This is a genomic window from Micromonospora sp. NBC_00362 (assembly GCF_026342155.1).
Classification (GTDB): domain Bacteria; phylum Actinomycetota; class Actinomycetes; order Mycobacteriales; family Micromonosporaceae; genus Micromonospora; species Micromonospora hortensis.
The window spans coordinates 5,200,059-5,225,212 of sequence record NZ_JAPENH010000001.1 but is presented as its reverse complement, the minus strand read 5'-3'; the positions used below and the strand labels follow the sequence as shown (position 1 = coordinate 5,225,212).

23 protein-coding genes are annotated in these 25,154 nt (G+C 71.3%); 11 read left to right on the top strand and 12 right to left on the bottom strand.

Going from position 1 to position 25,154, the window contains the following annotated elements; all coding sequences use genetic code 11:
* Together OG992_RS24060 and OG992_RS24055 are read right to left on the bottom strand one after the other, a co-directional pair.
* A complete protein-coding gene (locus tag OG992_RS24060; protein ID WP_266304376.1) occupies window positions 1–942 on the bottom strand; it encodes a threonine/serine dehydratase in 942 nt (313 codons plus the stop codon).
* Window positions 943–958: 16 nt separating this feature from the next.
* Window positions 959–1,759 carry a hypothetical protein gene (locus tag OG992_RS24055; protein WP_238684555.1) on the bottom strand — a complete coding sequence of 267 codons (801 nt, stop codon included), beginning with the start codon at window positions 1,757–1,759 and terminating at the stop codon, window positions 959–961.
* 194 nt (window positions 1,760–1,953) lie between these two features.
* On the opposite strand from OG992_RS24055, the gene OG992_RS24050 reads away from it, so the two are divergent.
* Window positions 1,954–2,190: a hypothetical protein gene (locus OG992_RS24050; protein ID WP_238684554.1), complete on the top strand. Its 237-nt coding sequence runs from the start codon at window positions 1,954–1,956 to the stop codon at window positions 2,188–2,190.
* Window positions 2,191–2,222: 32 nt separating this feature from the next.
* A complete protein-coding gene (locus tag OG992_RS24045) occupies window positions 2,223–2,567 on the top strand; it encodes a hypothetical protein (RefSeq protein WP_266304375.1) in 345 nt (114 codons plus the stop codon).
* Window positions 2,568–2,762: 195 nt separating this feature from the next.
* Here OG992_RS24045 and OG992_RS24040 read toward each other — a convergent pair whose 3' ends face one another.
* Entirely contained in the window at window positions 2,763–3,260 is a 498-nt protein-coding gene (locus tag OG992_RS24040; protein ID WP_266304374.1) for an NUDIX hydrolase, read from the bottom strand.
* 99 nt (window positions 3,261–3,359) lie between these two features.
* Here OG992_RS24040 and OG992_RS24035 point away from each other — a divergent pair, with 99 nt between their 5' ends.
* On the top strand, window positions 3,360–3,854 hold the full coding sequence (locus OG992_RS24035) for a GNAT family N-acetyltransferase (RefSeq protein WP_266304373.1): 495 nt from the start codon (window positions 3,360–3,362) through the stop codon (window positions 3,852–3,854).
* A gap of 20 nt (window positions 3,855–3,874) precedes the next feature.
* Here the strand turns inward: OG992_RS24035 and OG992_RS24030 are convergent, their stop codons facing one another.
* From OG992_RS24030 to OG992_RS24020, 3 genes are all read right to left on the bottom strand, one after another.
* Window positions 3,875–4,129, bottom strand: a complete 255-nt coding sequence (locus OG992_RS24030; RefSeq protein WP_007465523.1) for a Smr/MutS family protein — start codon at window positions 4,127–4,129, stop codon at window positions 3,875–3,877.
* A 121-nt stretch (window positions 4,130–4,250) separates the two neighbouring features.
* Complete coding sequence (locus OG992_RS24025) at window positions 4,251–4,619, bottom strand: M48 family metallopeptidase (protein ID WP_112584722.1); 369 nt, start codon at window positions 4,617–4,619, stop codon at window positions 4,251–4,253.
* Window positions 4,620–4,748: 129 nt separating this feature from the next.
* A complete protein-coding gene (locus OG992_RS24020) occupies window positions 4,749–5,519 on the bottom strand; it encodes an ROK family protein (RefSeq protein WP_266304372.1) in 771 nt (256 codons plus the stop codon).
* A 62-nt stretch (window positions 5,520–5,581) separates the two neighbouring features.
* On the opposite strand from OG992_RS24020, the gene OG992_RS24015 reads away from it, so the two are divergent.
* The 3 genes from OG992_RS24015 (at window position 5,582) to OG992_RS24005 (ending at window position 8,508) form a co-directional block, all read left to right on the top strand.
* A complete protein-coding gene (locus OG992_RS24015; RefSeq protein WP_266304371.1) occupies window positions 5,582–7,219 on the top strand; it encodes an ABC-F family ATP-binding cassette domain-containing protein in 1,638 nt (545 codons plus the stop codon).
* A 38-nt stretch (window positions 7,220–7,257) separates the two neighbouring features.
* The gene (locus OG992_RS24010; RefSeq protein ID WP_124822832.1) at window positions 7,258–7,566 is read left to right on the top strand and encodes a hypothetical protein; all 309 of its coding nucleotides are present in this window, start codon (window positions 7,258–7,260) and stop codon (window positions 7,564–7,566) included.
* 216 nt (window positions 7,567–7,782) lie between these two features.
* Entirely contained in the window at window positions 7,783–8,508 is a 726-nt protein-coding gene (locus OG992_RS24005) for a methyltransferase domain-containing protein (protein WP_238684548.1), read from the top strand.
* Here the strand turns inward: OG992_RS24005 and OG992_RS24000 are convergent.
* Together OG992_RS24000 and OG992_RS23995 are read right to left on the bottom strand one after the other, a co-directional pair.
* Window positions 8,505–9,512 (bottom strand): LacI family DNA-binding transcriptional regulator, encoded by a 1,008-nt coding sequence (locus OG992_RS24000; protein ID WP_266304370.1) that lies wholly within the window; start codon window positions 9,510–9,512, stop codon window positions 8,505–8,507. The two genes, OG992_RS24005 and OG992_RS24000, sit on opposite strands and share 4 nt — an antisense overlap.
* 120 nt (window positions 9,513–9,632) lie before the next feature.
* Complete coding sequence (locus OG992_RS23995; protein ID WP_266304369.1) at window positions 9,633–11,135, bottom strand: amino acid permease; 1,503 nt, start codon at window positions 11,133–11,135, stop codon at window positions 9,633–9,635.
* A gap of 202 nt (window positions 11,136–11,337) precedes the next feature.
* Between OG992_RS23995 and OG992_RS23990 the strand changes: the two genes are divergently transcribed.
* Together OG992_RS23990 and OG992_RS23985 are read left to right on the top strand one after the other, a co-directional pair.
* Entirely contained in the window at window positions 11,338–12,993 is a 1,656-nt protein-coding gene (locus OG992_RS23990; protein ID WP_266304368.1) for a glycoside hydrolase family 10 protein, read from the top strand.
* A gap of 181 nt (window positions 12,994–13,174) precedes the next feature.
* Entirely contained in the window at window positions 13,175–13,711 is a 537-nt protein-coding gene (locus OG992_RS23985; protein WP_266304367.1) for a phospholipase, read from the top strand.
* Between the two features lie 147 nt (window positions 13,712–13,858).
* Here OG992_RS23985 and OG992_RS23980 read toward each other — a convergent pair whose 3' ends face one another.
* Window positions 13,859–16,699 (bottom strand): adenylate/guanylate cyclase domain-containing protein, encoded by a 2,841-nt coding sequence (locus OG992_RS23980; protein WP_238684543.1) that lies wholly within the window; start codon window positions 16,697–16,699, stop codon window positions 13,859–13,861.
* Window positions 16,700–16,851: 152 nt separating this feature from the next.
* The gene (locus OG992_RS23975) at window positions 16,852–17,058 is read right to left on the bottom strand and encodes a zinc ribbon domain-containing protein (RefSeq protein WP_266304366.1); all 207 of its coding nucleotides are present in this window, start codon (window positions 17,056–17,058) and stop codon (window positions 16,852–16,854) included.
* 55 nt (window positions 17,059–17,113) lie between these two features.
* Between OG992_RS23975 and OG992_RS23970 the strand changes: the two genes are divergently transcribed.
* The 3 genes from OG992_RS23970 to OG992_RS23960 all read left to right on the top strand — a co-directional run bounded on the left by OG992_RS23970 (window position 17,114) and on the right by OG992_RS23960 (window position 23,018).
* Window positions 17,114–18,559, top strand: a complete 1,446-nt coding sequence (locus OG992_RS23970) for a lytic transglycosylase domain-containing protein (RefSeq protein WP_266305267.1) — start codon at window positions 17,114–17,116, stop codon at window positions 18,557–18,559.
* A 72-nt stretch (window positions 18,560–18,631) separates the two neighbouring features.
* Entirely contained in the window at window positions 18,632–19,648 is a 1,017-nt protein-coding gene (locus tag OG992_RS23965) for a GNAT family N-acetyltransferase (RefSeq protein WP_266305266.1), read from the top strand.
* A gap of 91 nt (window positions 19,649–19,739) precedes the next feature.
* Window positions 19,740–23,018, top strand: a complete 3,279-nt coding sequence (locus OG992_RS23960) for a lamin tail domain-containing protein (protein WP_266304365.1) — start codon at window positions 19,740–19,742, stop codon at window positions 23,016–23,018.
* 66 nt (window positions 23,019–23,084) lie between these two features.
* Here the strand turns inward: OG992_RS23960 and OG992_RS23955 are convergent, their stop codons facing one another.
* Together OG992_RS23955 and hemB are read right to left on the bottom strand one after the other, a co-directional pair.
* Window positions 23,085–23,660, bottom strand: coding sequence for a helix-turn-helix transcriptional regulator (locus tag OG992_RS23955; RefSeq protein WP_266304364.1), 576 nt, complete (start codon window positions 23,658–23,660; stop codon window positions 23,085–23,087).
* A gap of 498 nt (window positions 23,661–24,158) precedes the next feature.
* Window positions 24,159–25,142 carry a porphobilinogen synthase gene (gene hemB, locus OG992_RS23950; RefSeq protein ID WP_266304363.1) on the bottom strand — a complete coding sequence of 328 codons (984 nt, stop codon included), beginning with the start codon at window positions 25,140–25,142 and terminating at the stop codon, window positions 24,159–24,161.
* Between the last annotated feature and the right edge of the window lie 12 nt (window positions 25,143–25,154).

The window sequence follows — 25,154 nt, the reverse complement described above, 5'->3', positions numbered from 1 at the left end:
TCAGTGCGGGGCCGCCGGGCCGAGGTCGCTCGGGTCGGTGTTGCCACCACAGATGATCACTGCCACCCGCTCCCCCGGCTGCGGCACGTACGCGCCACCGACAAGCGCGGCCAGTGCGGCGGCACCGCCCAACTCGGCGGCGACCCGCAGCTCCGACCAGAGCAACCGGCGTGCCCGCACCAGGTCCTCGTCGCGGACCAGCACTGACACCACCTCGGTCCGGCGGGCGGTGTCGAAGGCGATCTCGCCGATCCGCCGGGCACCCAGCGAATCGGTGGCGATGCCGCCCACCTCGATGTCGACCGGCCGACCGGCCTTGAGGGCGGAGTGCAGGGTAGGAATCTGCTCCGGCTCGACCGCCACGACACGTACCGAACCACCGAACCAACTGGCGATACCGGACACCAGCCCGCCGCCACCGACCGCCACCAGCACTGTGTCGATCCCACCCACCTGCCGCTCCAGCTCCCGGCCGACGGTGCCCTGACCGGCCACCACCTCCGGCTGGTCGTACGCGTGCACTACCAACGCGCCGGTCTCCCCGGCCCGCTGGGTGCTCGCCGCCAACGCCTCGGCGTAGTGCTGGCCCACCTGGCGCACCTGCGCGCCCAACCCGGCCAACCGCTGCACCTTCACCGGCGAGGCGGTGACCGGCACGAAGACCTCCGCCGGCACCCCCAACGACCGGGCCGCGTACGCGACGGCGAGACCGTGGTTGCCACCCGATGCGGCGATCACCCCGGCCGAGGGCAACGAACCCTGGAGCATTCGGTTGAACGCGCCGCGCGGCTTGAACGAGCCGGTGTGCTGGTGCAGCTCCAACTTGAGGCTGAGCTGCCCGGGCACACCCAGATCGGCGCCGTCGACGGCGATGACAGGGGTTTCCCGGACCCGCCCCTCGACAAGGGCCGCGGCTGCCTCGACGTCGCTTCTGTCCACCATGGGGAAACGCCCTTCACTACGACCAGAGGGCCAGTCGACCATCGTCGGTGAGCCCGACGAAACATCCTATGGAGATCCGTCGGCCATCCGACGCGGGACGCACCGTGTGATAGTGCCGCGGATCAAACAGAAAGCCCTCCCCGAGGGTGGGGCGCAACGTCAACGACTGCCTGTCGGCGGCCACCGCCTCCTGGAAGCCGTACCCGCCGGGGACCCGCAACGGCTCGTCGTCCGGCTGCCAGCGCCGCCGCCACAGCACCGTCTCACCACCGGCCGGTGGCACCCGGATGTAGATGTTGAACGCCAACTGGGCCACCACCTCGCTGTCGAGCAGCCGGCCCGCGTACTCCCGTACCGCGTCGTCGAAGTGCACCTGGAGCCCGGCGTTGATCTCGCGGACGATGCCGACGTGCATCTCGCGACCCTGCCGCCGCCCGGGCGCCACGTCCGGCCAGGCACCGCGGAACGCGGCCAGGCACAGGTCCCGGGGTGAGTCCGACAGACCCAGCGTGGACCAGCCCTTCTCGGCCGCGCGGGCCGCGTCCCAGTAGTCCTCGCGGAGTGCCCCGGCGGACCGGTGATCGTTGATGGCCGGACCGAACTTGGCGACGACGGGAAAGACCCGGCTCTCGTCGTAGCGGTCCATCGGCGCGTTGGCGAGGGCGGCGGTGATCGCCTGGCAGCGGGCCGCGGAGAGCAACCCCGGCACCCGAACGGCGGCCAGCCGCCCCGCGATGAGCCCGGCGACATCCGCCCGGGTGATCGATTCTGATTCGACGGCGACGAACAAGGGATCGGTAGTGCTCGAATGCTGCACGGCGGTCCTCCCGTAACGAAGATCCCTCACCGGACGTGTCGCGCCCCCCGACCCGCGCACCGTGCAATGTACAAACCGCAGGCAAGACGCGGTAACCGCAGTTCCGGGCCGCGTGGCGCGCCCACCGGTACCATCGGCGCAACCGGGGAAATCGACACCGAGCCGTACGGCGGAAGCTTTCCACCGATCGGGGAATGGTGACGGTTCTCGGCGTGACGCATGATGCGACTAGTTCGAACGCTGACAAGGAGTTCGAGATGGCAGGCGCCGGCCCGACGGATCTTGACATGCACGCCGACCGCCTGGAAATGGCGCGTCGAATAGCCCGGGAAATGATCGAGTCCGACCATCAGGCTCTGGAGCTCGCCGTCCGGCAGCGCCCACAGTGCTGGTCCCGACGCCCCGCCCGCGCCGACGCCCTCGCGGGCTGACGCTTCTCAGCGCAACAGCAGATACTCCGCCGATGACCCTTGCGCCGCCCCGCACCGACCTCGCCGACCGGCGCTCCTCGTTGCTGGTGCTGGCCGGCTGGTACGTGGCCGTCGTCGCGGCATTCGGCCTCTTCCTCGGAACGCTCTCCGGGTCGGTCCCGGCAGACTGCGGCGAGGTGTGCGACTCCGAACGGTCGAGGACGCTGCTCTTCGGGCTCTACGTGGCCCTGCCGGCGCTGTTCCTCGCACTGCTGGTCAGCCTGGCGGCGCTCGCGACACTCAGCTCCCGGACCGGAATCCGCTCGTCGGCCCTGGTGGGCACCCTCGCCGCGGTGCTCCCGCTGCTCGCCTGCGGCCTCCTCGTCACGATCCTCTGACCGCGCCCCCGTTGATCTGAGTAGTCCGTCGCGTCCAGCCCTCGCCGATCTTGCAGTTTCTGTCGCCGAAAAGCGTGTGATGCCCTTTTCGCCGGGACAGTAAGTGCAAGATCGCGGCATGGGGGCGTCGTGGCTGCGCACCGGTCCTCGTACCGCATGCCAGTCTGCCTCCACGTCCGGTCTGCTTCGCTCTGCCTACAGGCCGAGCGGGACGGGTTGGGTTGGTGCTCCGTCAGCGATCAGTGCGGTCAACGGCGTGGCGAGGTCCCGTGGCGAGAACAGTTCCGGACCGTGGTGTTGCCTGATCTCTGACAGCGACCACCAACGCCAGCCGATGACGTGCTCGGCGGCGAGTTCCTCGTCGCTCATCGCACCGCGCGGCGCGAACGACGCGGTCCGGACGAGGAAGTAGTCGTTCACGACGCCATCGTGGCCGGGTGCGAACCCGGCGGAGACTATCTCCTGGCGCCAGACCTGAGGCGGGTCGACATCGAGAGCAAGACCGACCTCTTCGCGCAACTCTCGCCGCAGCGCGGCCAGTGGCGTCTCGCCGTCTTCGACGCCACCCCCGGGAGTGATCCAAACGGCGATCGTGCCAGCCGGATCGGGAATGGCGAGTCGTAGCAGCAGAACCCGGTCGTCCTCATCGACGACGACCGCACGCGCCGATCGCCGCAGGTTCACCGTCGACATCAGGACACCCTACGGGTCGACGATCACCGTCGACACCCAGTTCGACGCTGCGCCCTGATGTGCCTGTTCGGCCGTGCTGACGTGTGCGAGGCTTCGACGGTGACTGATCTCGTCATCCGCGCGGCCACCTCGGCTGATCGCGAATTCCTGGTTGACATGCTCGTGGAGGCCATCAACTGGCTGCCTGAGCGCAACTGGTCTCGCGAGCAGATCCTGGCGAATGCGGCGCTGGCTCACTACGTCACCGGCTGGATGCGGCCTGACGACTTCGGCCTGGTTGCGATGGACCCTGCTGATCGGCCAGTCGGCGCGGCCTGGTTCCGATACCTGACCGCCGCTGATCCGGGCTACGGGTACGTGGGTGACGACGTGCCGGAGCTGACTATCGGCGTGGTGGAAACCTGGAGGGGCCGGGGTGTGGGCCGGGTGCTCTTGCGCGCTGTTCTGGACGCCGCACGAGAACGTGGCATCCGCACCGTGTCGCTGAGCGTGGAGCGGGCGAACTTCGCTGCGAGGCTGTACGCCGCCGAAGGGTTCCGCACGGTTGAGTCGTTCGAGGACGCGGACACGATGGTCGCTGAGATCGGGACCTGAGGTCAGAGGCTGTGCCGCCGCTACTTCCAGCGGAAGTGGACGAAGAGGCGGCCGAAGTTCTTCGAGTCCTTCTCGACCCGGTGGTAGAGCTGCTTGACGTCCTTCTGGTCGAGGAACCGCAGCACCCGCTTCTTGAGCTGGCCGGACCCCTTGCCGGGGATGATCTCGACGAGGGTGGCCTTCTTCGCCACCGCCTCGTCCATGATCCCGCGCAACGCCCGGTCGATGTCCTGGCCCTTGTTGAAGATCTCGTGCAGGTCCAGCTTGAGCTTCATGCCGCAGCCCCCGGCCGGTCAGGTCCCATGTCCGCCATCCTAGGCACGCCCGCCGGCCCGCCAACCGGACGACCGAAGGGGCGGCCCCGAAGGACCGCCCCCGTCATGGAACTGCGCACGGTCAGCGTCTGCCGCCGAGGCGGGTCTCCACCCGCTCCAGCGCCGTCCGGTAGTCGTCGTTGGCCGCGTACATCGCGGCGGCGATCCGCAGGTGCCGCAGCGCGTCGGTGTGTCGGTTCAGCCGCTCCAGCGTCCGACCGAGCACGTGGTGCGCGTAGTGGTCGCTCGGGTCCCGTTCGACCAGCTCGCGCAGATGCTCCTCGGCCCGGTTGAGCTGGGCCGACTGGAAGTACGCCCGGGCCAGCAGTTGCCGGACCGCCGCGTTGCCGGGCTCGGCGTCGATGATCGGCTCCAGCAGTCGAGCTGCCCCGCTGGGGTCACCGGTTTCGAAGAACATGGTCGCCCGCCGGTAGTCCGCCAGAAGATCCATCTGCCACCTCCTCGGGTCGCACCGTCACCTGTTCCGACGCTGGCACAACACCGGACGTTTGGCGACTGTTCCCGGGGTCGAGATCGGGTCAGTTCGGGCCGCCGAAGGCCGCCGACGGGCGCCGAAGGGTCAGGTGCGGGCGTCCCGGCGTCCGGCGGAAAGTTCCCAGGCGCGGACACCGCCGACGATTCCGGCGGTGTTCGGCACCACCACCACGTCGTCGCCCATCCGGGCCAGTTGCTCGGGGCGGATCAGCCGGGAGTTGCCCCCGCCCAGGTAGAGCCGGTCCCAGCGGAACACCGGGCGCAGCCCGTCCACCACCTGGCGGATCCGGCGGGACCAGAAGGCGTCGCCAAGCCGCCGCCGCTCCGGCTCGCCGACGTACGTGTCGTAGGTGGTGCCCCAGCGCACCGGCGCGTGCGACAGCTCCAGGTGCGGTGCGAGCACCCCGCCGTCGAAGAGTGCGCTGCCCAGCCCCGTCCCCAGGGTCAGCACCAGCTCGCAGCCGGTGCCGGCGACCACTCCGGCGCCGTGCACCTCGGCGTCGTTGAGCACCAGCGCCGGCACCCCGAACGCGTCGGCCAGCGCGCCGCGGGCGTCCCAACCGGACCACTCGGCGAGCAGGTCCGGGTCGACCCGGGTGCGGGGGCCGTTGCGGGTCACGTAGTGCGGGGTGCTCACTACCACTCCGTGTCGGATCATCCCCGGTACGCCGACAGTGATCCGGTCCGCCGTCGGCAGGCGTCCGCCGAGATCCAGCAGGGTCCGGACAAACAGCGCGGGCGGCAACGGGTACGGGGTGGGCACCCGCAACGGCCGGGCCCGCATCGTTCCCGCCTCGTCGAGCACGGACGCCTTGATGCCCCCGCCGCCACAGTCGATCGCCAGTGTGGTCACCACGTCGCTGAGTCTGCCCGCTGCCGGCCGGTCGTATGCGGGCGGCCGGATAGGCTGCCGTTCTAATGAGCGCCACGATGATCGTCAAGGACCTGGCCGCCGGGCACGGCGACCGCCCGCTGTTCGCCGGACTGGACCTGGTGGTCGCCCCCGGCGACGTGGTCGGGCTGGTCGGGCCGAACGGGGCCGGCAAGTCGACGCTGCTGCGTACCCTCGCCGGGTTGTTGCCGGTCGAGGCCGGCAGCGTGCGACTCAGCCCGCCCACCGCGAGCGTCGGCCACCTGCCGCAGGAGCCGGAACGGCGGCCGGGCGAGACGGTGCGGGACTTCCTGGCCCGCCGGACCGGGGTGACCGCCGCGCAGGCGGCGTTGGACGCGGCGACCGAGGCGCTGACCGCCGGGGCGGCCGGTGCCGACGACGCGTACGGCGACGCGCTGGAGCGCTGGCTCGCCCTCGGCGGCGCGGATCTGGACGAACGCGCCGAGCAGGTGAGCGCCGACCTGGGGCTCGCCGTCGACCTGGACCACCCGACGACAGGGCTCTCCGGGGGCCAGGCGGCCCGGGCCGGGCTCGCGTCGCTGCTGCTCAGCCGGTACGACGTGTTCCTGCTCGACGAGCCGACGAACGACCTGGACCTGGCCGGGTTGGAGCGGCTGGAGGAGTTCGTCACCAGTCTGCGGGCCGGCACGGTGCTGGTCAGCCACGACCGGGAGTTCCTCACCCGCACGGTGACCCGGGTGCTGGAGCTGGACCTGGCGCAGCAGCAGGTGAACCACTACGGCGGCGGCTACGCGGCCTACCTGGAGGAGCGCGAGGTGGCCCGCCGGCACGCGCGCGCGGACTTCGAGGAGTACGCCGACACGAAGGCCGGGCTGGAGGCTCGGGCCCGCACCCAGCGTGGGTGGATGGAGAAGGGCGTGCGGAACGCCCGCCGCAAGGCCACCGACAACGACAAGATCGGCCGCAAGTTCCGCAGCGAGTCGAGCGAGAAGCAGGCCGCCAAGGCCAAGCAGACCGAACGGCTGATCGAACGGCTCGACGTGGTCGAGGAGCCCCGCAAGGAGTGGGAGCTGCGGATGGAGATCGCCGCCGCACCCCGCGCCGGCGCCGTCGTGGCCACGCTGCGCGGAGCGGTGGTACGCCGTGGTGGCTTCACCCTCGGCCCGGTCGACCTCCAGATCGACTGGGCGGACCGGGTCGCGGTGACCGGGGCGAACGGCTCGGGCAAGTCCACCCTGTTGGCCGCGCTGCTGGGCCGGCTGCCGCTGGACGCCGGCACCGCCTCGCTCGGGCCCGGCGTGGTGGTCGGCGAGGTGGACCAGGCCCGCGGGCTGTTCCTCGGCGACGTGCCGCTGATCGACGCGTTCGAGGCGGCCGTACCCCATCTGTCGCCGGCGGACGCGCGGACCCTGCTGGCCAAGTTCGGCCTGCGGGCGGCGCACGTGCCCCGACCGGCGGCCACCCTCTCCCCCGGTGAGCGGACCCGGGCCGCGCTGGCCCTGCTGCAGGGCCGCGGGGTCAATCTGCTGGTGCTGGACGAGCCCACCAACCACCTGGACCTGCCCGCCATCGAGCAGCTCGAATCGGCGCTGGCCAGCTACCCCGGAACGCTGTTGCTGGTCACCCACGACCGGCGGATGCTGGCCGCCATCGAGACCAACCGGCGACTGCGGGTCGACGCCGGGCGGATCGCCGAGGATTGATCCGTGCCCGCGGGCCGGCGCGGGGTGAGAATGACGCCATGCTCAAGTGGGAGTACGCCCTGCTGGTCCGCCGCCGCCAGGCGGCGACCAACGACCTCGGCTGGGAGGTCGTCTTCGTCTGGTACGGGCCGGACGGCTCGATGGTCGACGTGACGCCGTACGGCGACACCTCGCTGGCTCACCTGAACCGGGCCGGTGACCAGGGTTGGGAGTTGGTCGCGATGAGCGAGGACCCGTCCCTGCCCGGCAACCACGAACTGCACCGCTACCACCTCAAGCGGCCGAAGCCCGCCGACCCGCCGCCTCGCCAGCGGATGCGCGGAGGCCGCCGCACCCTCTCCGGCTGACCCGACCGCTCGACGCCCAGCCGACCGGCCGCGGTGGGCGCGGTGGGCGCGTGGCCGCTTGGGCGTTCGGTGGCCAGCGATGCGGGCCGAGCCTGGGACAGGTGTCCGCCAGGCTGCGACACGCCGCCGAATGGTTGCGTGGGCCACGCCGACCAGGCGGACGAGCGGGGCATAACGGGCGCGATTGCGGGTATCGCGCGGCGGGAGGTGGCCCGAATGGTCGCTTTGGCACAGACTCCGCCCTCGGCCGACCGGCTGCGGGCGATAGACAATTTCCTCGCCCAGGCGTGGACGGACCAGGTCCGCCATGATGATCGGTTGCGGGACCTGGCGGTCGAGGCGCGGTTCGACCGGGGGGTGGCCCATCTGAGCGGCGACGTGGCCGATCCCGCCCAGCTACGGCTGGTGCGGGACCTGGTGGGGCAACTGGCCGGTGTCTACGGCGTCTGGTGCCGGGTCGGCATCGGCGGGCGGGCGCCGGTGGTGGTGGACCTCGGTTGTGGGCCGACCAAACAGTGGTCGAGCAACCTGGGGCTGGACATCTACCCGGCACCCGGCGTGGATGCCGTGGCGGACCTGTCCGGCTCGTTGCCGCTCGCCGACAACTCGGTGGACGTCCTCTTCGCGGTGCACATCCTGGAGCACCTGATCGACTTTCTGCCGCTGGTCGACGAGTGTCATCGAGTGCTCCGCCCCGGTGGGGTGCTGCACGTGATGAGCCCCTGGTGGGGGCACGTGAACGCGGTGGCCGACCCGACCCACGTCCGGCTGATGGACGTGCAGACGTTCAAGGGGATCTGCCAACTGCGGCCACCGGGCACACCGCGCTGGTACCCACTGCACGCGGGCTGCGACGGCGCCTCGATCTTCGCCGACCTGACGCCCCTCCCCCCGGACGCCGACCCGGCGCCGCAGTCCCACCTGGCCCGCTTCTTCGACTAGCGGGTCCCTGTGGATTCGCGCAGTTCCAGGCGGTAGGGGGCGCGGAGTTCCCGGGCGGGGACTGTGGGGTCACCGTCCAGGCGGTCGGCGAGGAGTTGGACGGCCAGGCGGGCGACCTGCTCCTTGTCCGGGGCGACGGTGCTCAACGTCGGGGTGGCGAACCTGCCGTCCTCGATGTCGTCGAAGCCGGCCACCGCCACGTCCTCGGGCACCCGCAGGCCGGCCTCGTGCAGTGCCCGCAGGGCACCGAGGGCCAGCGTGTCGTTGAGGCAGAAGACGGCGTCGGGGCGTACCCCGGAGGTGAGCAGGCCGCGCATCGCGGCCGCGCCGTCGGCGCGGTGCCAGGCCGGCGCGGACGCCACCAGGTCCTGGTCGTGGTCGAGGCCGGCGACGCGCAGCGCATCGCGGTAGCCGGTCAGACGCAGCCGGCCGCTGGCTCCCTCGTCGGTGCGCTGCGCGCCGACGGCAGCGATCCGACGGCGACCCAACTCGATCAGGTGGCTGGTGATCTCCCGGGCCGCTGCCACGTTGTCGATCACCACGCGGTCCGCCGGGCAGTGTTCGATCCGCTCGCCGAGCAGCACCATCGGGGTGCCGTCCAGACCGGCCAGGTCCGCCGCGGTGAGCGCCAACGGACTGAGGATGAGCCCGTCGATCAGGTGGTCGGTGATACCGGAGGCAAGCACCCGTTCCTGGCCACGCCGGCCGCCGGTCTGGTCGATGAGCACCGTCCAGCCGTGCTCGGCGGCAGCGGTGACCACGTGACGGGCCAGTTCGGCGAAGTACGGGATGTCCAGTTCCGGAACCGCCAGCGCGATGACGCCGGTGCGTCCCTTGCGGAGGTGGCGGGCGGAGAGGTTGGGCCGGTAGTTGAGTTCGACGATCGCTTCCTCGACCCGGGCACGGGTGTCCGGTCGCACGTGCACGTGGCCGTTCACGACGTTGGAGACGGTCTTGACGGAGACGCCGGCCCGTTCGGCCACGTCCTTGAGTCTGTGTCGCACGCCGCAACCTCCCCGAGGTGACGGGCGCACCATACCGTCAGCGGCTTCTCCGCGACGGTGCACAAACGATGAGGGAAGGGCCCCTTGCCGTCGCGAGGGGCCCTTCCCTGTCCCGTCGAATCAGCTGTCGGCGCTCGGCCCCCGAGGCGCCGGGGCGACGGCGGGCTCGTGCTGGGCCAGCCGGTTGCGGCGGTGGCCGTAGCCGAAGTAGATCAACGCGCCGAGCAGCATCCACGCCAGGAACCGCAGCCACGTCTCCACCGACAGGTTGAGCATCAGGTAGAAACAGGCCAACGCCGAGACGATCGGCAGCACCGGTGAAAACGGCACCCGGAACGGCCGCTCCAGGTCGGGCCGCTTGCGGCGCAGGATCGGCACCGCCACCGACACGAGGACGAACGCGCAGAGCGCGCCGATGCTGACCAGGTCGGCCAGCGCCGACAGCGGCAGGAAGCCGGCCAGCAGCGCGACCGCCACCGTCATGATCGCCGAGATCCGGTACGGGGTGCCCCAGCGCGGGTGCACCTTCGCGATCGAGGGCGGAATCAACCCGTCCCGGGCGATGGCGAAGCCGATCCGGCCCATCGCCACCAGGTCGACCAGGATGACGCTGGTCAGGCCCGCGACCGCGGCGATGGAGACCAGCACGGCCGCCCAGCCCGCGCCGACCGACTCGAAGGCCGACGCGATCGGGGCGCCCCGGTCGATCTCGGTGTACGGCACCATCCCGACCACCACCAGCGAAACGCCGATGTAGAGAACCGTGGAGATCAGCAGCGTGCCGAGCAGACCCAGGGTGAGGTCCCGCTTGGGCTTGCGCGTCTCCTCGCCCAGGTTGGCCACGGCCTCGAAGCCGGTGTACGCGAAGAAGACCACCGCGGCGGCGCTGAGCACCCCGACGAAGCCGAAGACCGACGGCTCCAGCCCGAAGAGCGCCTGCGTGACCGGCTGCTTGATGCCGTCGTCGCCGCTCCCGGCGGGCTCGGCCGGCGGGATGAACGGGGTGAGGTTGGCGGCCTTGACGAAGAACAGCCCGGCTACCACCACGAAGACGCAGATGGCCACCTTGACCAGCACCAGCAGGTTGGTGATCCGGGCAGATTCGCGGATGCCGACGATCGCCACGATGCCGAGGATCAGCACGATGGCGATGGCGCCCACGTTGACGGTGCTGCCCTCCTCGCCGAACCAGCGGGTCGGCAGGTCGAGCAGTTCGGCGAGGTAGCCGGACCAGCCTCGGGCCACCACGGCGGCGCCGAGCGCGAACTCCAGCAGCAGGTCCCAGCCGATGATCCAGGCGACGATCTCGCCCATCGTGGCGTACGCGTAGGTGTAGGCGCTGCCGGCGGTCGGCACGCTGGACGCCAGCTCGGCGTAGCAGAGGGCGGCGAGCAGGGCCACCACGCCGGCGATGGCGAAGGAGATCACCACGCCCGGTCCGGCGCTGTCCCGGGCCTCGATCCCGGTGAGGGTGAAGATGCCGGTGCCGATCACGATGCCGATGCCGAAGCCGGTGAGGTCGACCGCGCCGAGCCGTCGCTTCAGCCCCAACTGGCCGTCGCTGCCGTCCGCCTCACCTTGGGCTATCACGTCCTTGATTGGTTTTGTGCGCAGCACGGACACCCGGTCACCCCTCCCACCGTGCGACCACCTCCGTGGCGGCCGGTGACCGCCGTTGCTACCCACCGGCGCGATTGGTCAACCACGAACTCTTGCGGCGGTGGCCAGATTGTGAAAATTTCCTACCAGCAACGCGGACATCGACGGCGAATCTTGCCGCGCACCGCGCGAAACATCCGGGAGCCCCAACGAAGGGACAGACCGCATGAAATTGACCCGATTCGGAGTCGCCGGGCTGGTCGCAGCACTGCTCGGCACGTTCGTCACCGCCACCCCCGCGAGCGCCGCACCCAGCGCGGCCGACAGCACCACCACCTGCGCCACCGACCCGGCCACCCCGAAACGGCAGTTCCGGGCCATGTGGATCTCGTCGGTGGTCAACATCGACTGGCCCAGCAAGGCGTCCCAGACCGACCCGGACCGGGTCGCGGCCCAGCAGGCCGAGTACCGCGAGCTGCTCGACCTGGCCGGACGACTGCACCACAACGCCGTCGTGGTGCAGGTCCGGCCCACCGCCGACGCGCTCTGGCCCTCGCCGTACGAGCCCTGGTCGGAATACCTGACCGGGGTACGCGGCCAGGACCCGGGCTGGGACCCGCTGGCCTTCCTGGTCGACGAGTCGCACAAGCGGAACCTCGAGTTCCACGCCTGGTTCAACCCGTACCGCGTCTCGATGCCGGCCCCCGGCGGCGCCGGCGCCGACCTGACCCAGCTCGCCCCCGGCCACCCGGCCCAGCAGCACCCTGACTGGACCTTCGCCTACCCACCGGCCGGCGTGGCCGGCAGCCGGCTCTACTACAACCCCGGGATTCCCGAGGTCCGCGAGTTCGTCCAGACCGCCATGATGGACGCCGTCAAGCGGTACGACATCGACGGCGTCCACTTCGACGACTACTTCTACCCCTACCCCAGCGGCACGTACCAGGTGCCTGACGAGGCGACCTTCGCGGCCCACAACCGGGGCTTCACCGACCGGGCCGACTGGCGGCGGGACAACATCAACCTGCTGATCCAGGAGATGAACGGCAAGATCAAGGCGGCGAAGCCGTGGGTGAAGTTCGGCGTCAGCCCGTTCGGCATCTGGCGCAACAAGACCGCCGACCCGCTCGGTTCGGACACCACAGGCAGCCAGTCGTACGACATCATCTCCGCCGACACCCGCACGTGGATCAAGCAGGAGTGGATCGACTACGTGGTGCCGCAGCTCTACTGGTACATCGGCCAGTACCCGGCCGCCGACTACGCGCGCCTCGTGCCGTGGTGGGCCGAGACGGTGCGCGGCACCCGCGTGCAGCTCTACATCGGTCAGGCCGACTACAAGAGCGGCGACCCGGCGTACGGGCCGTACTGGCAGAACCCGCGTGAGCTGTCCGACCACCTGACGCTCAACCGGTCGTACCCGGAGGTGCGGGGCAACGTGCACTTCTCAGCGGTGCAGGTGCGGGCCAACCGCCTCGGCGCCACCGACATCTACGCGGGCGAGCACTACTCCCGCCCGGCGCTGGTGCCGACCATGCCCCACCTGCCGGCCCGGCCGCTGCTCTTCCCGGTGGTCAGCAAGGCGACCCGGCAGGCCGACGGAGTCCGGCTCACCTGGCGGCAACCCGCCGACGGCGTCGGCCCGCTCGGCACCGCCACCTCGTACGCGATCTACCGGTTCGACGGCACCACGCTGCCCGGCCGGTGCGCCACTGCCGACGCCGCGCACCTGGTCGCCACCGTCCGGGCCACGCCCGGCAACGTCCAGTCTTGGGTGGACACCTCGGCCGAGCCCGGTCGGCGCTACACCTACCAGCTGACCGCACTGGACCGGTCGGCAAACGAGAGCCCCGCCAGCCCGCCGGCGTTCGCCCTGCGCTGACCCGCTTCTGCGAATGCCCCGGCCGCCTCGCGCGTCCGGGGCATTCGTCTGTTTCAACGTATGTCACCAATAGTTGGCGATGCGCATACCGCCTAGTTGATCAGCTGATCGACACTCATCGACATCCGGTAACCCGCCGGTAACTTCCGTCCCAACCCGCCCACCCCCGCGGAGGTAACCAGTGCCCCGACGTCTCACCACCCTGATCGCCTCGGGCGCGTTAGCGCTGCTCGCCACCCTCGCCATCGCCTCCCCCGCCGCCGCCGTCACCCCCGCCCAACGACTCTCCGTGCTGTCCAGTTGGACCCAGACCAGCGCGTCCAGCTACAACTCGTGGAACAGCGCCCGGGTCAACCGGGCACCCTGGGCCGAGTACAACTTCAACTGGTCCACCGACTACTGCTCGTCCAGCCCGGACAACCCGCTCGGCTTCACCTTCAACCTGGGCTGCTACCGGCACGACTTCGGCTACCGCAACTACAAGGCGGTCGGCCAGTTCTCCGCCAACAAGTCCCGCCTCGACAGCGCCTTCTACGAAGACCTGAAGCGCGTCTGCACCACGTACAACTCGGTCGTCCGGCCGGCCTGCTACAGCCTGGCCTGGACCTACTACCAGGCGGTCAGCATCTTCGGCTCGGTAGCGGCCGTCCAGCAGGCCGACATCGACCGCGCCGCCCGAATGAAGACCCAAGCCGAAGCCAACGCCGCCCCCCGCTAACCCCCCACGCCCACGCCCACGCCCACGCCCACCCACCCGCGTTGATCAAGAGGTTTCGGTCATCGGGAGCGCGTTTCCTGACGCAAATCTCTTGATCAACAAGGGTGGGGGGCGGGGCAGGGTGGGGCGGGGCGTGGGGTGGGTGGGTTAGGCGCGTTCGGTTCTTGTGGCTGGGTGACGGTCGGGGTCGGCGGGACGGCGGGGGGTTGGTTGGGACAGGCCGGTGCTGAAGCGGGTCGAGTCCGCAGCCAGGTCCGGGTGTTCCACGTCGAGTGCCAGCGCCGCAGCCTCGTCCAGCCCCAGCTCCGCACCCTCGCCGTACGCGTCGTCGAAGGCCGCGTCGCCCAGCACGGCGCGCAACTCCCCCTGCTGCTCGGCCCAGTAACCGCCGAAGATGCCGGGGGTGGCACGCATGCTCGCCCGGGTGGCCTGCGCGGCCCCGAACAGGCGGGCGGCGGTCAACCGCTCCCCACCGATCGCGCAACGCACCGCGATCGCGTTCAAGGTGTCGCAGGCCCGCCCGTGGTAGCCGTGGCCCATCCGGGAGCGCAGCGCCACCAGCAGATGCTCGTGTGCGGCGATCACGTCGCCACGGGCCAGCGCGACCATGCCGAGCAGCATGTCCACCGAACGCCGGCCCCGCTCCACGGGCCGGGCCGCCTCCACCGGACGCACCGCGCCCAGCAACTCCGCAGCCTCCTCCAGGGCGCCCCGCCGCCAGAGCAGCTCGGCCAGGCTGAAGACCGCGAACAGCGCCTCGCCGACCACGTCCTGCCCGTGCGCCCAGTCGATGACCTCCCGGCACACCCGCTCGGCCTCGACGAACTGCCCCATGTCGACCAGCGGCGCGGCCCTGCCGGCGAGCACCCGGGCCAACAACCCGGCGTCGCCGGCCTGCCGGGCCGCTGCCTCCGCCCGCTGGGAGTAGCGCAGCTCCTCGGCGAACTCGCCGTCGGCGCTGGCATGCAGCGAATGCATGTGGTACGCCGCCGCCAGCTCCGCCTCCGGGATCCGCTCCCCCGTCTCCGCGATCCGTCCGTACAGCCGGAACAGCCACAGCCGCCCCTCGCGGGCCAGGCCCCGCTCCAGCCACCACTGGTCCAGCCCACCCGCCAGACCGAGACCGGCACGGGCGCTGCCGCCGGTGGCGCACCACCGCAGCGCGGCGCGCAGCTCACCCGCCAGTGGGTCGAGGGCATACAACGACAGCGTCACGGGCCGACCGTCCTGGCCCAGGTGGGCGCGGTCCAACGCGTGCGCCGACCAGGCCACGTGCCGGTTCCGAGCGGCCTGCTCCTCGCCCGCCTCGGCCAACCGACGCGCCGCGTACGCCCGAATGGGGTCGAGCATCCGGTAGGTGCTGCCGGCGGCACGCGGCTCGGCCAGCACCATCGACTTGTCCACCAGGACCGAGAGCGGGTCCAGCGGATCGTCACCCAGCAGCCACTCCACCGTCTCCAGATCCACCGGGGCGGTGAAGACCGCCAGCCACCGCAGCAGGCGGGCGGCCCGAGGCCCCAACGTCCGGTAGGACCAGGTGACTGTGGCCTGCATGGTCAGATGCCGTTCGGTGGCCGAGCGCTGCACCGCCCGACTCGCCGGGGTGGGCGGTGACGCCCCGGCCGCCGCGGCGACCAGGTCCACGGTGTCCTGCTGGTTGCCGGACCAGCCGCGCTCCACCGGCGGCGGATCCGGGTCCTCCCGGCCGGCGTCCAGGGTGCCGAGGACGTCGTCCAGCCGCTCGGCGAGCTGACCGACGGAGAGCACCCGCAGCCGGGCGGCGGCCAGCTCGATGGCGAGCGGCAGGCCGTCCAACCGCTGCACGACCCGACGCAGGTCGGCGGACTCGGCCGGGTCGGGCTGCCGACCACCGCGAGCCGCCGCCGTACGGTCCAGCAGCAGCGCCACCGCATCGCTCTCCGCGCCGTCCGCGCGTGGGTCGACCGAGAGCGGCGGAATCCGCCACACCACCTCGCCGGGCAGGCTGAACGACTCACGACTGGTGGCCAGCACCCGTACGCCGCCACCGCCGGACAGCAGCCGCGCGATCACCTCGGCACAGGCGGCCGGTTGGGTGTCGCACGTGTCCAGTACGACAAGCATCCGACGGCCGGCCGCGTACTCGACGAGGGTGTCCAGCATCGGCCGACCGGGCTCGGGACGCAGGCCGAGCACGGCGGCGATGGCGAACGCCACCAGCCCGGGGTCGGTCACCGAGGCGATGTCGACGAACCAGACCCCGTCCGGGTACGCCTCGACAACTCCGCTGGCCAACTCCACCGCAAGCCGGGTCTTGCCCGCGCCACCGGCGCCCAGCACGGTGACCAGGCGGTGCTGACGCACCAGCAGGCCCAGCTCGATGCGCTCGGTCTGCCGGCCGACGAACGACGTGACCTGGGTGGGCAGGTTGTGCGCCACCGCGTCGGCGGTGCGGGGCCGAGGGAACTGCCGCTCCAGACCCGGCGCGACCAGTTGGAACAGTCGTTCCCGGTCGTCGAAGCCGCGCAGGCGGTGCAGGCCCAGGTCGAGCAGGGTCGCACCCGGCGGCATCGGCTCGGCCCGACGGGCGGTGGACGCCGTGCAGAGCACCTGCCCGCCGTGCGCGGCGGCCGCCACCCGGGCGGCCCGGTGCACCTCGGGGCTGGCGTACTCGCCGTCGCGTGGCTCGGCATAGCCGGTGTGCAGGCCCATCCGCACCCGGGGGGCGGCCTCGGGGGTGGGCCAGTCGTGGCTGGACAGTGCCCGCTGGGCGGTCAGGCAGGCGGTCATCGCCGCTGTCGCTTCCTCGAAGGCCAGGAAGAACGAGTCGCCCTCGGTCAGCAGCTCCGCGCCGCCGGTGCTGGCCAGCGTGCGGCGCAGCAGCCGGCGATGCTCGGCGAGCACCGGGCGGTAGTCAGGGCCGAGTAGTTGAGCCAGCCGGGTCGAGCCCTCAATATCGGTGAATACGAAGGTCACCCAACCGCTCGGGAGCTGGATCCGTGGCGACATGCGAGGAACCTCCGCCCGTGACGTCGGGTTCATGCTGCCTGAGTCCGAACGATCACACATCGTGAGAACGGTCGGGCAAGTGCCGCCTCAACGTGCCACTCGGGCCCGCTCCCGGCAAGGCCAGCCCAACAGGCGGCGGCGAATTGGTCCGATCAGCAGCCGCAGGCGCCGCCGCAGCAGCCACCTGCGGCGGGTGCCGGGGCACCACCGCTGCGGCCGGTGACCGCGACCGCGGAAAGAAGCTTGACCGTGTCGGCGTGTCCCTGAGGGCAACTGGCCGGCTCACCGGCCGCCGCCATCGAACGGTTGACCTCGAAGGTGTCGCCGCAGGCGCGGCAGCGGAACTCGTACCGGGGCATGCCACCCAGGGTACGTGGATCTGACGGTTCGCGGAGCATGGGTGATACTCGACAGGTGGTGGACGGCGAGGACGACACGCGTGTGCAACCGTTACGACCGGCCGCGCCGCTGGACGGGCCGCTCGAAGGCTCAGGGGCCGCGCCCGACCCGGTGCGCAAGGTGCCACGCCCCCGCCGCCCCTGGCTGAGCGGGCGTTCCGCGGGCGCGCCGACCACTCCACCGGCCACCACGCCACCGGCCACCACGCCACCGGCCACCACGCCGGCTCCGCCAGCGGCGAAGCCCTCCGCGAAGGCCGAGACCGGTAAGGCCGAGGACCTCGAGACCGAGGCTGCGAAACCCGAGGATCAGAAAACCGACATCGTCAAGGCCGACGCCCCCAAGGCTGACGACGCGAAAACTGACGAACCGGAGGCGGGCAGCGCCAGCGGCCCGGCCGCGCCGAAGGCGGCCGGCGCGTCGAGCGTCGACACGCCCGCTGACGACGCGAAGACCGGTGCCGCGGATCCGGCGAAGACCACTGTGGATGAGATCCCGGTCGTGCCGGCGTCCGACCCGGCCCGCCGACGGCGGGTGCAGTTCGCGCACGCGATACGTCTGCCGCCGCGCCGGGCAGCGGCCGCCGCGGCCCAGGCGACCCGCGCCTGGGCGCGCCGGCCGAGTGGTCGGTTGACACTGCCCGGCGTCTTCCTGCTGGCGCTGGTGGCCGCGACCGCCGCGGCGGGAGCGCTGCTCGTACCGGCCGCGATCCGCTCACCGCGCCCGGTCGCTGTCGACGCCTCGGCCACGCCGAGCGGGGTGGCAGCGCCTGGGATGCCGTCCGGCCTGCCGACCAGCCCGCTGCCCACCGGGCCGCTGCCGACCCTCCCGCTGCCCTCCGGCGGGTTGCCCGGCAACGGGCTGCCGACCGGGTCGGTGATCGGTGGCCGACCGTCGGACGCCCTGGCCGGCTGGGCGCAGCAGGTCGGCGCCAAGGTCGGTGTCCCGGCGGTCGCCATGCAGGCGTACGGCTACGCCGAGCTGGTGCTCTCCCAGACCAACCGCAGCTGTGCGCTGAGCTGGACCACGCTGGCCGCGATCGGTCAGATCGAATCGGGACACGGCTCGGCCAACGGCGCGCGGTTGGGGCAGGACGGCAAGGCGGTGCCCAACATCATCGGGCTGCCGCTGGACGGGAAGGAGGGTCGGATGCGGATCATCGACACCGACCGTGGGTCGCTGGACGAGGACCCGATCCTCGACCGGGCCATCGGGCCGATGCAGTTCATCCCGACCACCTGGCAGGAGATCGGCGCGGACGCGGACAACGACGGCCGCAAGGACCCGCACGACCTGGACGACGCGGCCCTGGCAGCGGGAAACTACCTCTGCAAGGGCGGTCGAAACCTGAGCATTGCGGGCGACTGGTGGAACGCGATCCTCTCCTACAACGACGTACGGCGGTACGCCCAGGACGTCTACGACACCGCGAACCGGTACGGACGGGCCAGTCGGTCGTGAAGTGATCGTCTCGATACGTTGGAGAACTGGACACTTCCCCCGGGCCTCTGTTAGCGGCAAGCTAGACGGGTGATGGTGCGCGAGTGGGACCCCAGGACCGCGTCGTCCGCCGAGATCGCGTCGCTGTTGGCCACGCTGAACGCGGTCCTGGCGGCCGACCTGCCGCAGGATCCGCCCTGGCGGGAGGCTTCGCTGCGGGAATACCTCGCCGAGGTGATGCCCGGCGAGCGGCGGATCTCCTGGATCGCACAGGGCGAGCCGACCGCCCCGGGCGACACGGGCGCGGTGCTCGGCCAGGTGCACGTACTCCTTCTGGGTGACATCGGCGTGCTCGAGGTGCTGGTGCACCCGTCCGCCCGGCGCACCGGCCTCGGCCGTGACCTGGTGCTGCTCGCCGCGCGCCGGGTCTATCAGGAGGGCTTCCGGTCGATCGGGGTCGAGGTTGTCGGCGACACACCGGCGGTCGGTTTCTACGAGTCGCTCGGCTTCAACCGCGAGTACGTGGAGACGCGCAGCGTGCTCGACCTGACGGCGGTGGACTGGGCCGAGCTGGCCGAGATGGCCACCGGCATCGGGGCGGGCTACCAGCTGGAGTTCTTCCCCGGCGGGCCCCCGGACGACCTGATCGAGGCGTACGCGCGGGCCAAGGCCGAGGTGCGCGACGTCGACGACGGTGAGCTGCGCCCCAGCTCCTACGACCCGGAGCGGCTGCGGGACAGCCTCGACACGCTGCACCGGCGGGGCATGAAGCCCTACATCGTGCTCGCCCGCCACGAGCAGAGCGGCGAGGTGGCCGGCCTGACCGAGGTGGTGGTGCCGGCGCAGCACCCGACCCGCGCCGACCAGTACGACACGATCGTCGCGCAGGATCACCGGGGCTACGGCATCGATCGGGCGATCAAGGCCCGGATGCTGCTGGAGTTGCGCTCCGCCGAGCCGGAGCTGATCGAGGTGCAGACCTGGAACGCGCAGGCCAACGAGGCGATGTTGAAGGTCAATGCGGAGCTGGGCTACCGCACCGACCGGGACTGGTGCGAATACAGCGTGGACGTCGCTGAGCTGGTGCACCGCCTCGATCCGCCACGCTGAGGAATTCACGAAACTGTCCATTAGGGGATGGACGGTGGACAGTCGCGCACCTTAACGTGCGTTGACCCCATCCACCCATCGTGGAGGCCCTATGCGCCCGCGCCGCTCAATCGCCGCGCTCGCGACCGCCACCGCCGCCGTGACCGTCACGGCGCTCGGCGTCGCACCCACCGCGGCCAGCGCCGCGCCCACCGACCTGTTCATCTCGGAGTACGTCGAGGGTTCGTCGAACAACAAGGCGATCGAGCTGTTCAACGGCACGGGCGCCGCCGTCGACCTGGCGGCCGGTGGCTACCAGTTGCAGCTCTACTTCAACGGCTCCACCACGGCCACCACTATCGCCCTGACCGGCAGCGTGGCGGCCGGTGACGCGTTCGTGTTCGCCAGCGCCTCGGCCGGGGCCGCCATCCTCGCCCAGGCCGACCAGACCACCGGGGCGAGCCTCTTCAACGGTGACGACGCGATAGTGCTGCGCCGGGGCACCACGGTGCTCGACTCGATCGGCCAGGCGGGCGTCGACCCGGGCACCGAGTGGGGCGCGGGCGTCACCAGCACTGCCGACAACACAGTGCGCCGGTTGCCGAGCGTGGCCGCGGGTGACACCGACCCGTCGGACGCGTTCGACCCCGCCGCACAATGGGCCGGCTTCCCCGTCGACACGTTCGACGGGCTGGGCGCGCACACGGTGGACGGCGGTGGCCCGGTCGACGTGCCGGCCACGCTGACCTGCGGCGGGCCGCTGGTCACCGCCGCCGGCACGGCTGCGAGCCGCGAGGTGAGCGCCACCGACCCCGATGACACGATCGTCGACCTGGCGGTGACCGCGGTCAGCCCGAGCCCGACATCCGGCTCGATAACCCGTACCGATTTCACCCCCGCCGACGGGGTGGGCGGCACCGCCCGCGCCACTGTCGGCGTGAGCGCCGACCTCGCCGCCGGGGCGTACACCGTCACCCTCGCCACTACCGACGCGGGCGGTGGCACCGCGAGCTGCGCGCTGGCCGTGCAGGTGACCCGGGAGTTGACCGTCGGCGAGGTGCAGGGTCCGACCACCGACACCGAGTCTGGTCCGAGCGACCGGTCACCGCTCGCGCCGGCGAGCGGCAACGGCACGAGCAGCACCCTGTACGACGTACGCGGCGTGATCACGCAGTTGACCCTGGCCCGCACCTCGGCCGGGGCGGAGCAGCACGGCTTCTTCCTGCAGAGCCGCGTTGGTGACACCGACGGCGACCCGACCAGCTCCGACGGCATCTTCGTGTTCATGGGCACGTTCACGTCGCTGATCGGCGGTTACGTGCCGACGGTCGGCGACGAGGTGGTGCTGCGGGCCCGGGTGTCGGAGTACTACAACTTCACCCAGCTCTCTGGCGCGTCGCTGGTCCGCCGGATCGGCGGTGGGCTGGCCGTGGACACCGCTGTCGCGGTGACCGACGCGGTGCCACCGGCCGTGCTGACCGACGCGCAACGCTTCTGGGAGCGGCACGAGGGCTCCCGGATGCGGGTACGCGCGGGCAGCGGCGCGGTGAGCGGCCGGGACGTCTTCTCCTCCACTGCCGACGCGGAGCTGTGGGTGATCGACCGCGACGATCCGCTGCTGGACCGCGCCGACCCATACTCCCGGCGGGTCTTCCGTGATTCGCACCCGCTGGACAACGACCCGATTCGCCGCTTCGACGACGGCAACGGCCAGCGGACGCTGCTCGGCAGCATGGGAGTGAAGGCCACCGCCGGGGACAGCGCCGCGCTGCTCCCGCCGGCGCACACCTTCGACACGCTGCGGGCGGACGCGGTGGGCGGGGTCTACTACTCGTTCGAGAAGTACGGCGTCCAGGTCGAGCGGGCGGAGTTCGCCGCCGGGGCCGACCCGTCGAAGAACAACCCGCCGAAGCCTGCCGACCGGTCGCAGGAGGTGGCAGTGGCCACCTACAACGTGGAGAACCTGTACGACTACCGCGACGATCCGTTCGACGGCTGCGACTTCGCCGGTAACGCCGGCTGCGTGGGGGTCGCCCCGCCGTTCGACTACGTCCCGGGCAGTGAGGCGGAGTACCGCGAGCAACTGGCCGCGCTCGCCGACCAGATCGTCAAGGACCTGCACGCACCGGACCTGATCCTGGTGCAGGAGGCCGAGGACCAGGACATCTGCACGATCTCCGGGGCGGCGCTGAGCTGCGGCGACACCAACAACGCCGATGGCGCTCCGGACAGCATCCAGGAGTTGGCGCTCACTGTCGCGGCGGCCGGTGGGCCCGCGTACGCCGCCGCCTATGACCGGACCGGCGCGGACGCCCGCGGTATCACCGCGGCCTTCCTGTACCGCACGGACCGGCTGTCGTTGGCGGCCGCGGCGGCGGCGGACCCGCTGCTGGGCTCGGCGCCGACCGTTCAGTACCGCTCTGCGGGCTTGCCGGCCAACGCGGACGTGCAGAACCCGAAGGCCCTCAACGCGGTGTTGCCGGCGGATGTGGACACCTCGACCGGTCGGGACGGGAGCAACGTCTTCACCCGTGCCCCGCAGTTGGGCAAGTTCAGCGTGGCCGCAGCGCCCGGCTCGACCGAACGGTTCACCCTGTACGCCCTCAGCAACCACTACTCCTCCGGCCCGGACAGCAGGGTCGGGCAGCGGCGGGAGCAGGCGCGTTACGGGGCAGCGATCGTCACCGCGATCGAGGTGGCCGACCAGACCGCCCGGGTGGTCTACGGAGGGGACCTGAACGTCTTCCCCCGCCCGGACGATCCCATCGCGACCGGTAGCCAGCCCACTCCCTCGGATCAGCTCGCCCCGCTCTACGAGGCGGGCCTGCACAACCTGTGGGACAACCTGGTCGCGGACGCGCCGGCCTCGGCCTACTCGTACAGTTTCGAGGGGCAGGCGCAGACTCTCGACCACCTGTTCGTCAACGACGCGTTCTACGACGACCTGGTGCAGGTGCGGGCGGCGCACGTCAACGCCGACTGGCCGGCGGAGTTCGCCGGCGACGGGTCGCGGGGTTCCAGTGACCACGACCCGCAGGTGGCGCGGTTCCGGTCCCGGGCGTCGTTGACCGTCGCCGACACGACGGTGGTCGAGGGCAACCAGGGCACCCGGCAGCTCACCTTCACCGCCACCGTGTCTCGGCCGCTGTCCCAGTCGGTGCTGCTCTGCGCCGCCACCGTCGGCCTCACGGCGCAGGTGGGCTCGGACTTCGACCCGTACGCCGGCTGCAAGGCGTTGGCCGCCGGGCAGACGTCGGTGGCGTTCCCGGTGTCGGTGCGTGGCGACCGCAAGCGGGAGGCGGACGAGAAGTTGACGCTGCTGGTGGCCGGTGTGCCCGGCCTGCGGCTGGCTGATCCACTCGCTACCGGAACGATCACCAACGACGACTGATCACGGACGTGGTCGTCGACGGCCCGCCGAACCCACTCGGGGCGGCGGGCCGTCGTCCATCCCGCGTCAGCGGTAACGCCAGAGCTGTGGTGGCGGCGGATCGCCGCGGTGCCTGGCTACCCGCACCTCCCATTGGCTGCGCCGCCGCATCGCGTCCCGGACTTCCCGATTGCGGTAGAACGTCTCGGGCGGGCGGGCCAGCCCGTAGATGTCCGCCCACCACTCCCCCGGCTCGGGGTCGAGGATGGTGTCCAGGTGCGACGGATAGCGGCGCCCGGCACCGTCGCGCGTGTCTTCCCAGTCCCGCATCGGCCTGAGCACCCGGCCGAACTCGTCGACGACGGCCAGCCGGCATCCGACGACCCCGACTATCCGGCGGAGCAGCTCAATGCTCGGCACAGTCCGACCGGCCTCGACGCGGCCGATGGTCGCGTGGTGCACTCCCGCCCACCGGGCCAGCTCACGTTGGCTCAGGTCGGCGTGACGACGGACCGCCCGGACGATGCCAACGACCGGCCATCGGGTGTCGGGAGGCTCGCTGAGTATGACTTTCCGCAGCGCGATGCTGGGGCTCGGACCGTCGAGGATCCTGCTGTCGGCGCTGAATGCTCCTGCATCCGCGGGCGTTTGTGAGTCGTTCATGCCGTCACCGTCCCGGCTAGCTCCGTTCCTCGCAGTCCCGATTGGCGGGCCTGTGGACAACGGAAGGACCTGTGGACAACCGGAGCGCCCATCACCGTAGGGAGGGTGACTCCCACACGGCCGGCGAAACCGTGGGCATCGAGCAGCACGCCCTCGGCGCGAGGGAGCAGGAACCCAATCTCCAACCCATTGCCTTTGCTCTGCACCCCGATATGCACCGGTCGCGCTCCGTAGCTGTCGCATCCGCGGGTGCAGAGCAAAGGCTGGGGTGGAGGCGTCGGGCCCGGGGATCGGCGAGCCGAGACGGCGTCTAGGCCACGGATCACCAGCCGAGACGGCATCTAGGCCAGCGATCAACCAGCCGAGACGGCATCTAGGCCAGGAGTCCCCCAGACGCGGCAGGGAGCCCAGCCGTCACGGCCACGTGCGGTGCCCGCTTCGCCGCGCGCACGTCACGAGGGGTGCGCGCTCAGCCGACGCGGTCGTAGGCGGGGCCGCTCAGTAGCGCTGGCGGAGCAGGCCGGCGGCCTCGACGGCCCAGTAGGTGAGGATGACCTGCGCGCCGGCCCGCTTGATCGAGGTGAGCGTCTCCAGCATCACCCGTTCGCGGTCGATCCAGCCGTTCGCGGCGGCCGCCTCGACCATTGCGTACTCCCCGGAGACCTGGTAGGCGGCGACCGGGACGTCCACCGCGGCCCGCACCGCCGACACCACGTCGAGGTAGGGCAGCGCCGGCTTGACCATCACCAGGTCCGCGCCCTCGGCCACGTCCAACGCGACCTCGCGCAGCGACTCACGCAGATTCGCCGGGTCCTGCTGATAGGTGCGCCGGTCGCCCTCCAGCGCCGACTCCACCGCCTCCCGGAACGGGCCGTAGAAGGCGGAGGCGTACTTCACCGCGTACGCCAGCACGGAGACGTCCTGGTAGCCGGCGGCGTCGAGGGCCCGGCGTACCACGCCGACCTGGCCGTCCATCATCCCGGACGGCCCGACCATGCCGACCCCGGCGGCGGCCTGGGCCACCGCCATCTCGGCGTACGCGCCCAGGGTCGAGTCGTTGTCGACCTCACCGTCGTGGGTGAGCAGCCCGCAGTGCCCGTGCGAGGTGAACTCGTCGAGGCACAGGTCGCTCATCACCACAGTGGCGTCGCCCACCTCGGCCACCACGTCACGGATGGCGACGTTGAGGATGCCGTTCGGATCGATGCCGCCGGAGCCGGTCGGGTCCCGCTTTTCCGGCACGCCGAAGAGCATGATCCCACCGACACCGGCCTGGACCGCCTCGGCCGCCGCCTTGCGCAGCGAGTCCCGGGAGTGCTGGAGCACCCCCGGGAGCGACCCGATGGCCCGGGGCTCGGTCAGCCCCTCCTTGACGAACATCGGCACGACCAGCTCGGCCGGGTCGACCCGGGTCTCGGACACCAGCCGGCGGACCGCCGGGTTGCGGCGCAGCCGGCGGGGCCGGATCTCGGGGTACGACATGGCAGGCCTCCT

Excerpts from the sequence above, each read along its gene's own strand:
- OG992_RS24005 (WP_238684548.1), top strand. The coding sequence starts at position 7,783 with ATGGTCGCTTTGGCACAGACTCCGCCCTCGGCCGACCGGCTGCGGGCG.
- OG992_RS23990 (WP_266304368.1), top strand. The coding sequence starts at position 11,338 with ATGAAATTGACCCGATTCGGAGTCGCCGGGCTGGTCGCAGCACTGCTC.
- OG992_RS23980 (WP_238684543.1), bottom strand. The coding sequence starts at position 16,699 with ATGTCGCCACGGATCCAGCTCCCGAGCGGTTGGGTGACCTTCGTATTC.
- OG992_RS24025 (WP_112584722.1), bottom strand. The coding sequence starts at position 4,619 with ATGGATCTTCTGGCGGACTACCGGCGGGCGACCATGTTCTTCGAAACC.
- OG992_RS24050 (WP_238684554.1), top strand. The coding sequence starts at position 1,954 with ATGGTGACGGTTCTCGGCGTGACGCATGATGCGACTAGTTCGAACGCT.
- OG992_RS24060 (WP_266304376.1), bottom strand. The coding sequence starts at position 942 with ATGGTGGACAGAAGCGACGTCGAGGCAGCCGCGGCCCTTGTCGAGGGG.
- OG992_RS23965 (WP_266305266.1), top strand. The coding sequence starts at position 18,632 with ATGGTGCGCGAGTGGGACCCCAGGACCGCGTCGTCCGCCGAGATCGCG.
- OG992_RS23960 (WP_266304365.1), top strand. The coding sequence starts at position 19,740 with ATGCGCCCGCGCCGCTCAATCGCCGCGCTCGCGACCGCCACCGCCGCC.
- hemB (WP_266304363.1), bottom strand. The coding sequence starts at position 25,142 with ATGTCGTACCCCGAGATCCGGCCCCGCCGGCTGCGCCGCAACCCGGCG.
- OG992_RS23955 (WP_266304364.1), bottom strand. The coding sequence starts at position 23,660 with ATGAACGACTCACAAACGCCCGCGGATGCAGGAGCATTCAGCGCCGAC.
- OG992_RS24015 (WP_266304371.1), top strand. The coding sequence starts at position 5,582 with ATGAGCGCCACGATGATCGTCAAGGACCTGGCCGCCGGGCACGGCGAC.
- OG992_RS24010 (WP_124822832.1), top strand. The coding sequence starts at position 7,258 with ATGCTCAAGTGGGAGTACGCCCTGCTGGTCCGCCGCCGCCAGGCGGCG.
- OG992_RS23975 (WP_266304366.1), bottom strand. The coding sequence starts at position 17,058 with ATGCCCCGGTACGAGTTCCGCTGCCGCGCCTGCGGCGACACCTTCGAG.
- OG992_RS24045 (WP_266304375.1), top strand. The coding sequence starts at position 2,223 with ATGACCCTTGCGCCGCCCCGCACCGACCTCGCCGACCGGCGCTCCTCG.
- OG992_RS24030 (WP_007465523.1), bottom strand. The coding sequence starts at position 4,129 with ATGAAGCTCAAGCTGGACCTGCACGAGATCTTCAACAAGGGCCAGGAC.
- OG992_RS24040 (WP_266304374.1), bottom strand. The coding sequence starts at position 3,260 with ATGTCGACGGTGAACCTGCGGCGATCGGCGCGTGCGGTCGTCGTCGAT.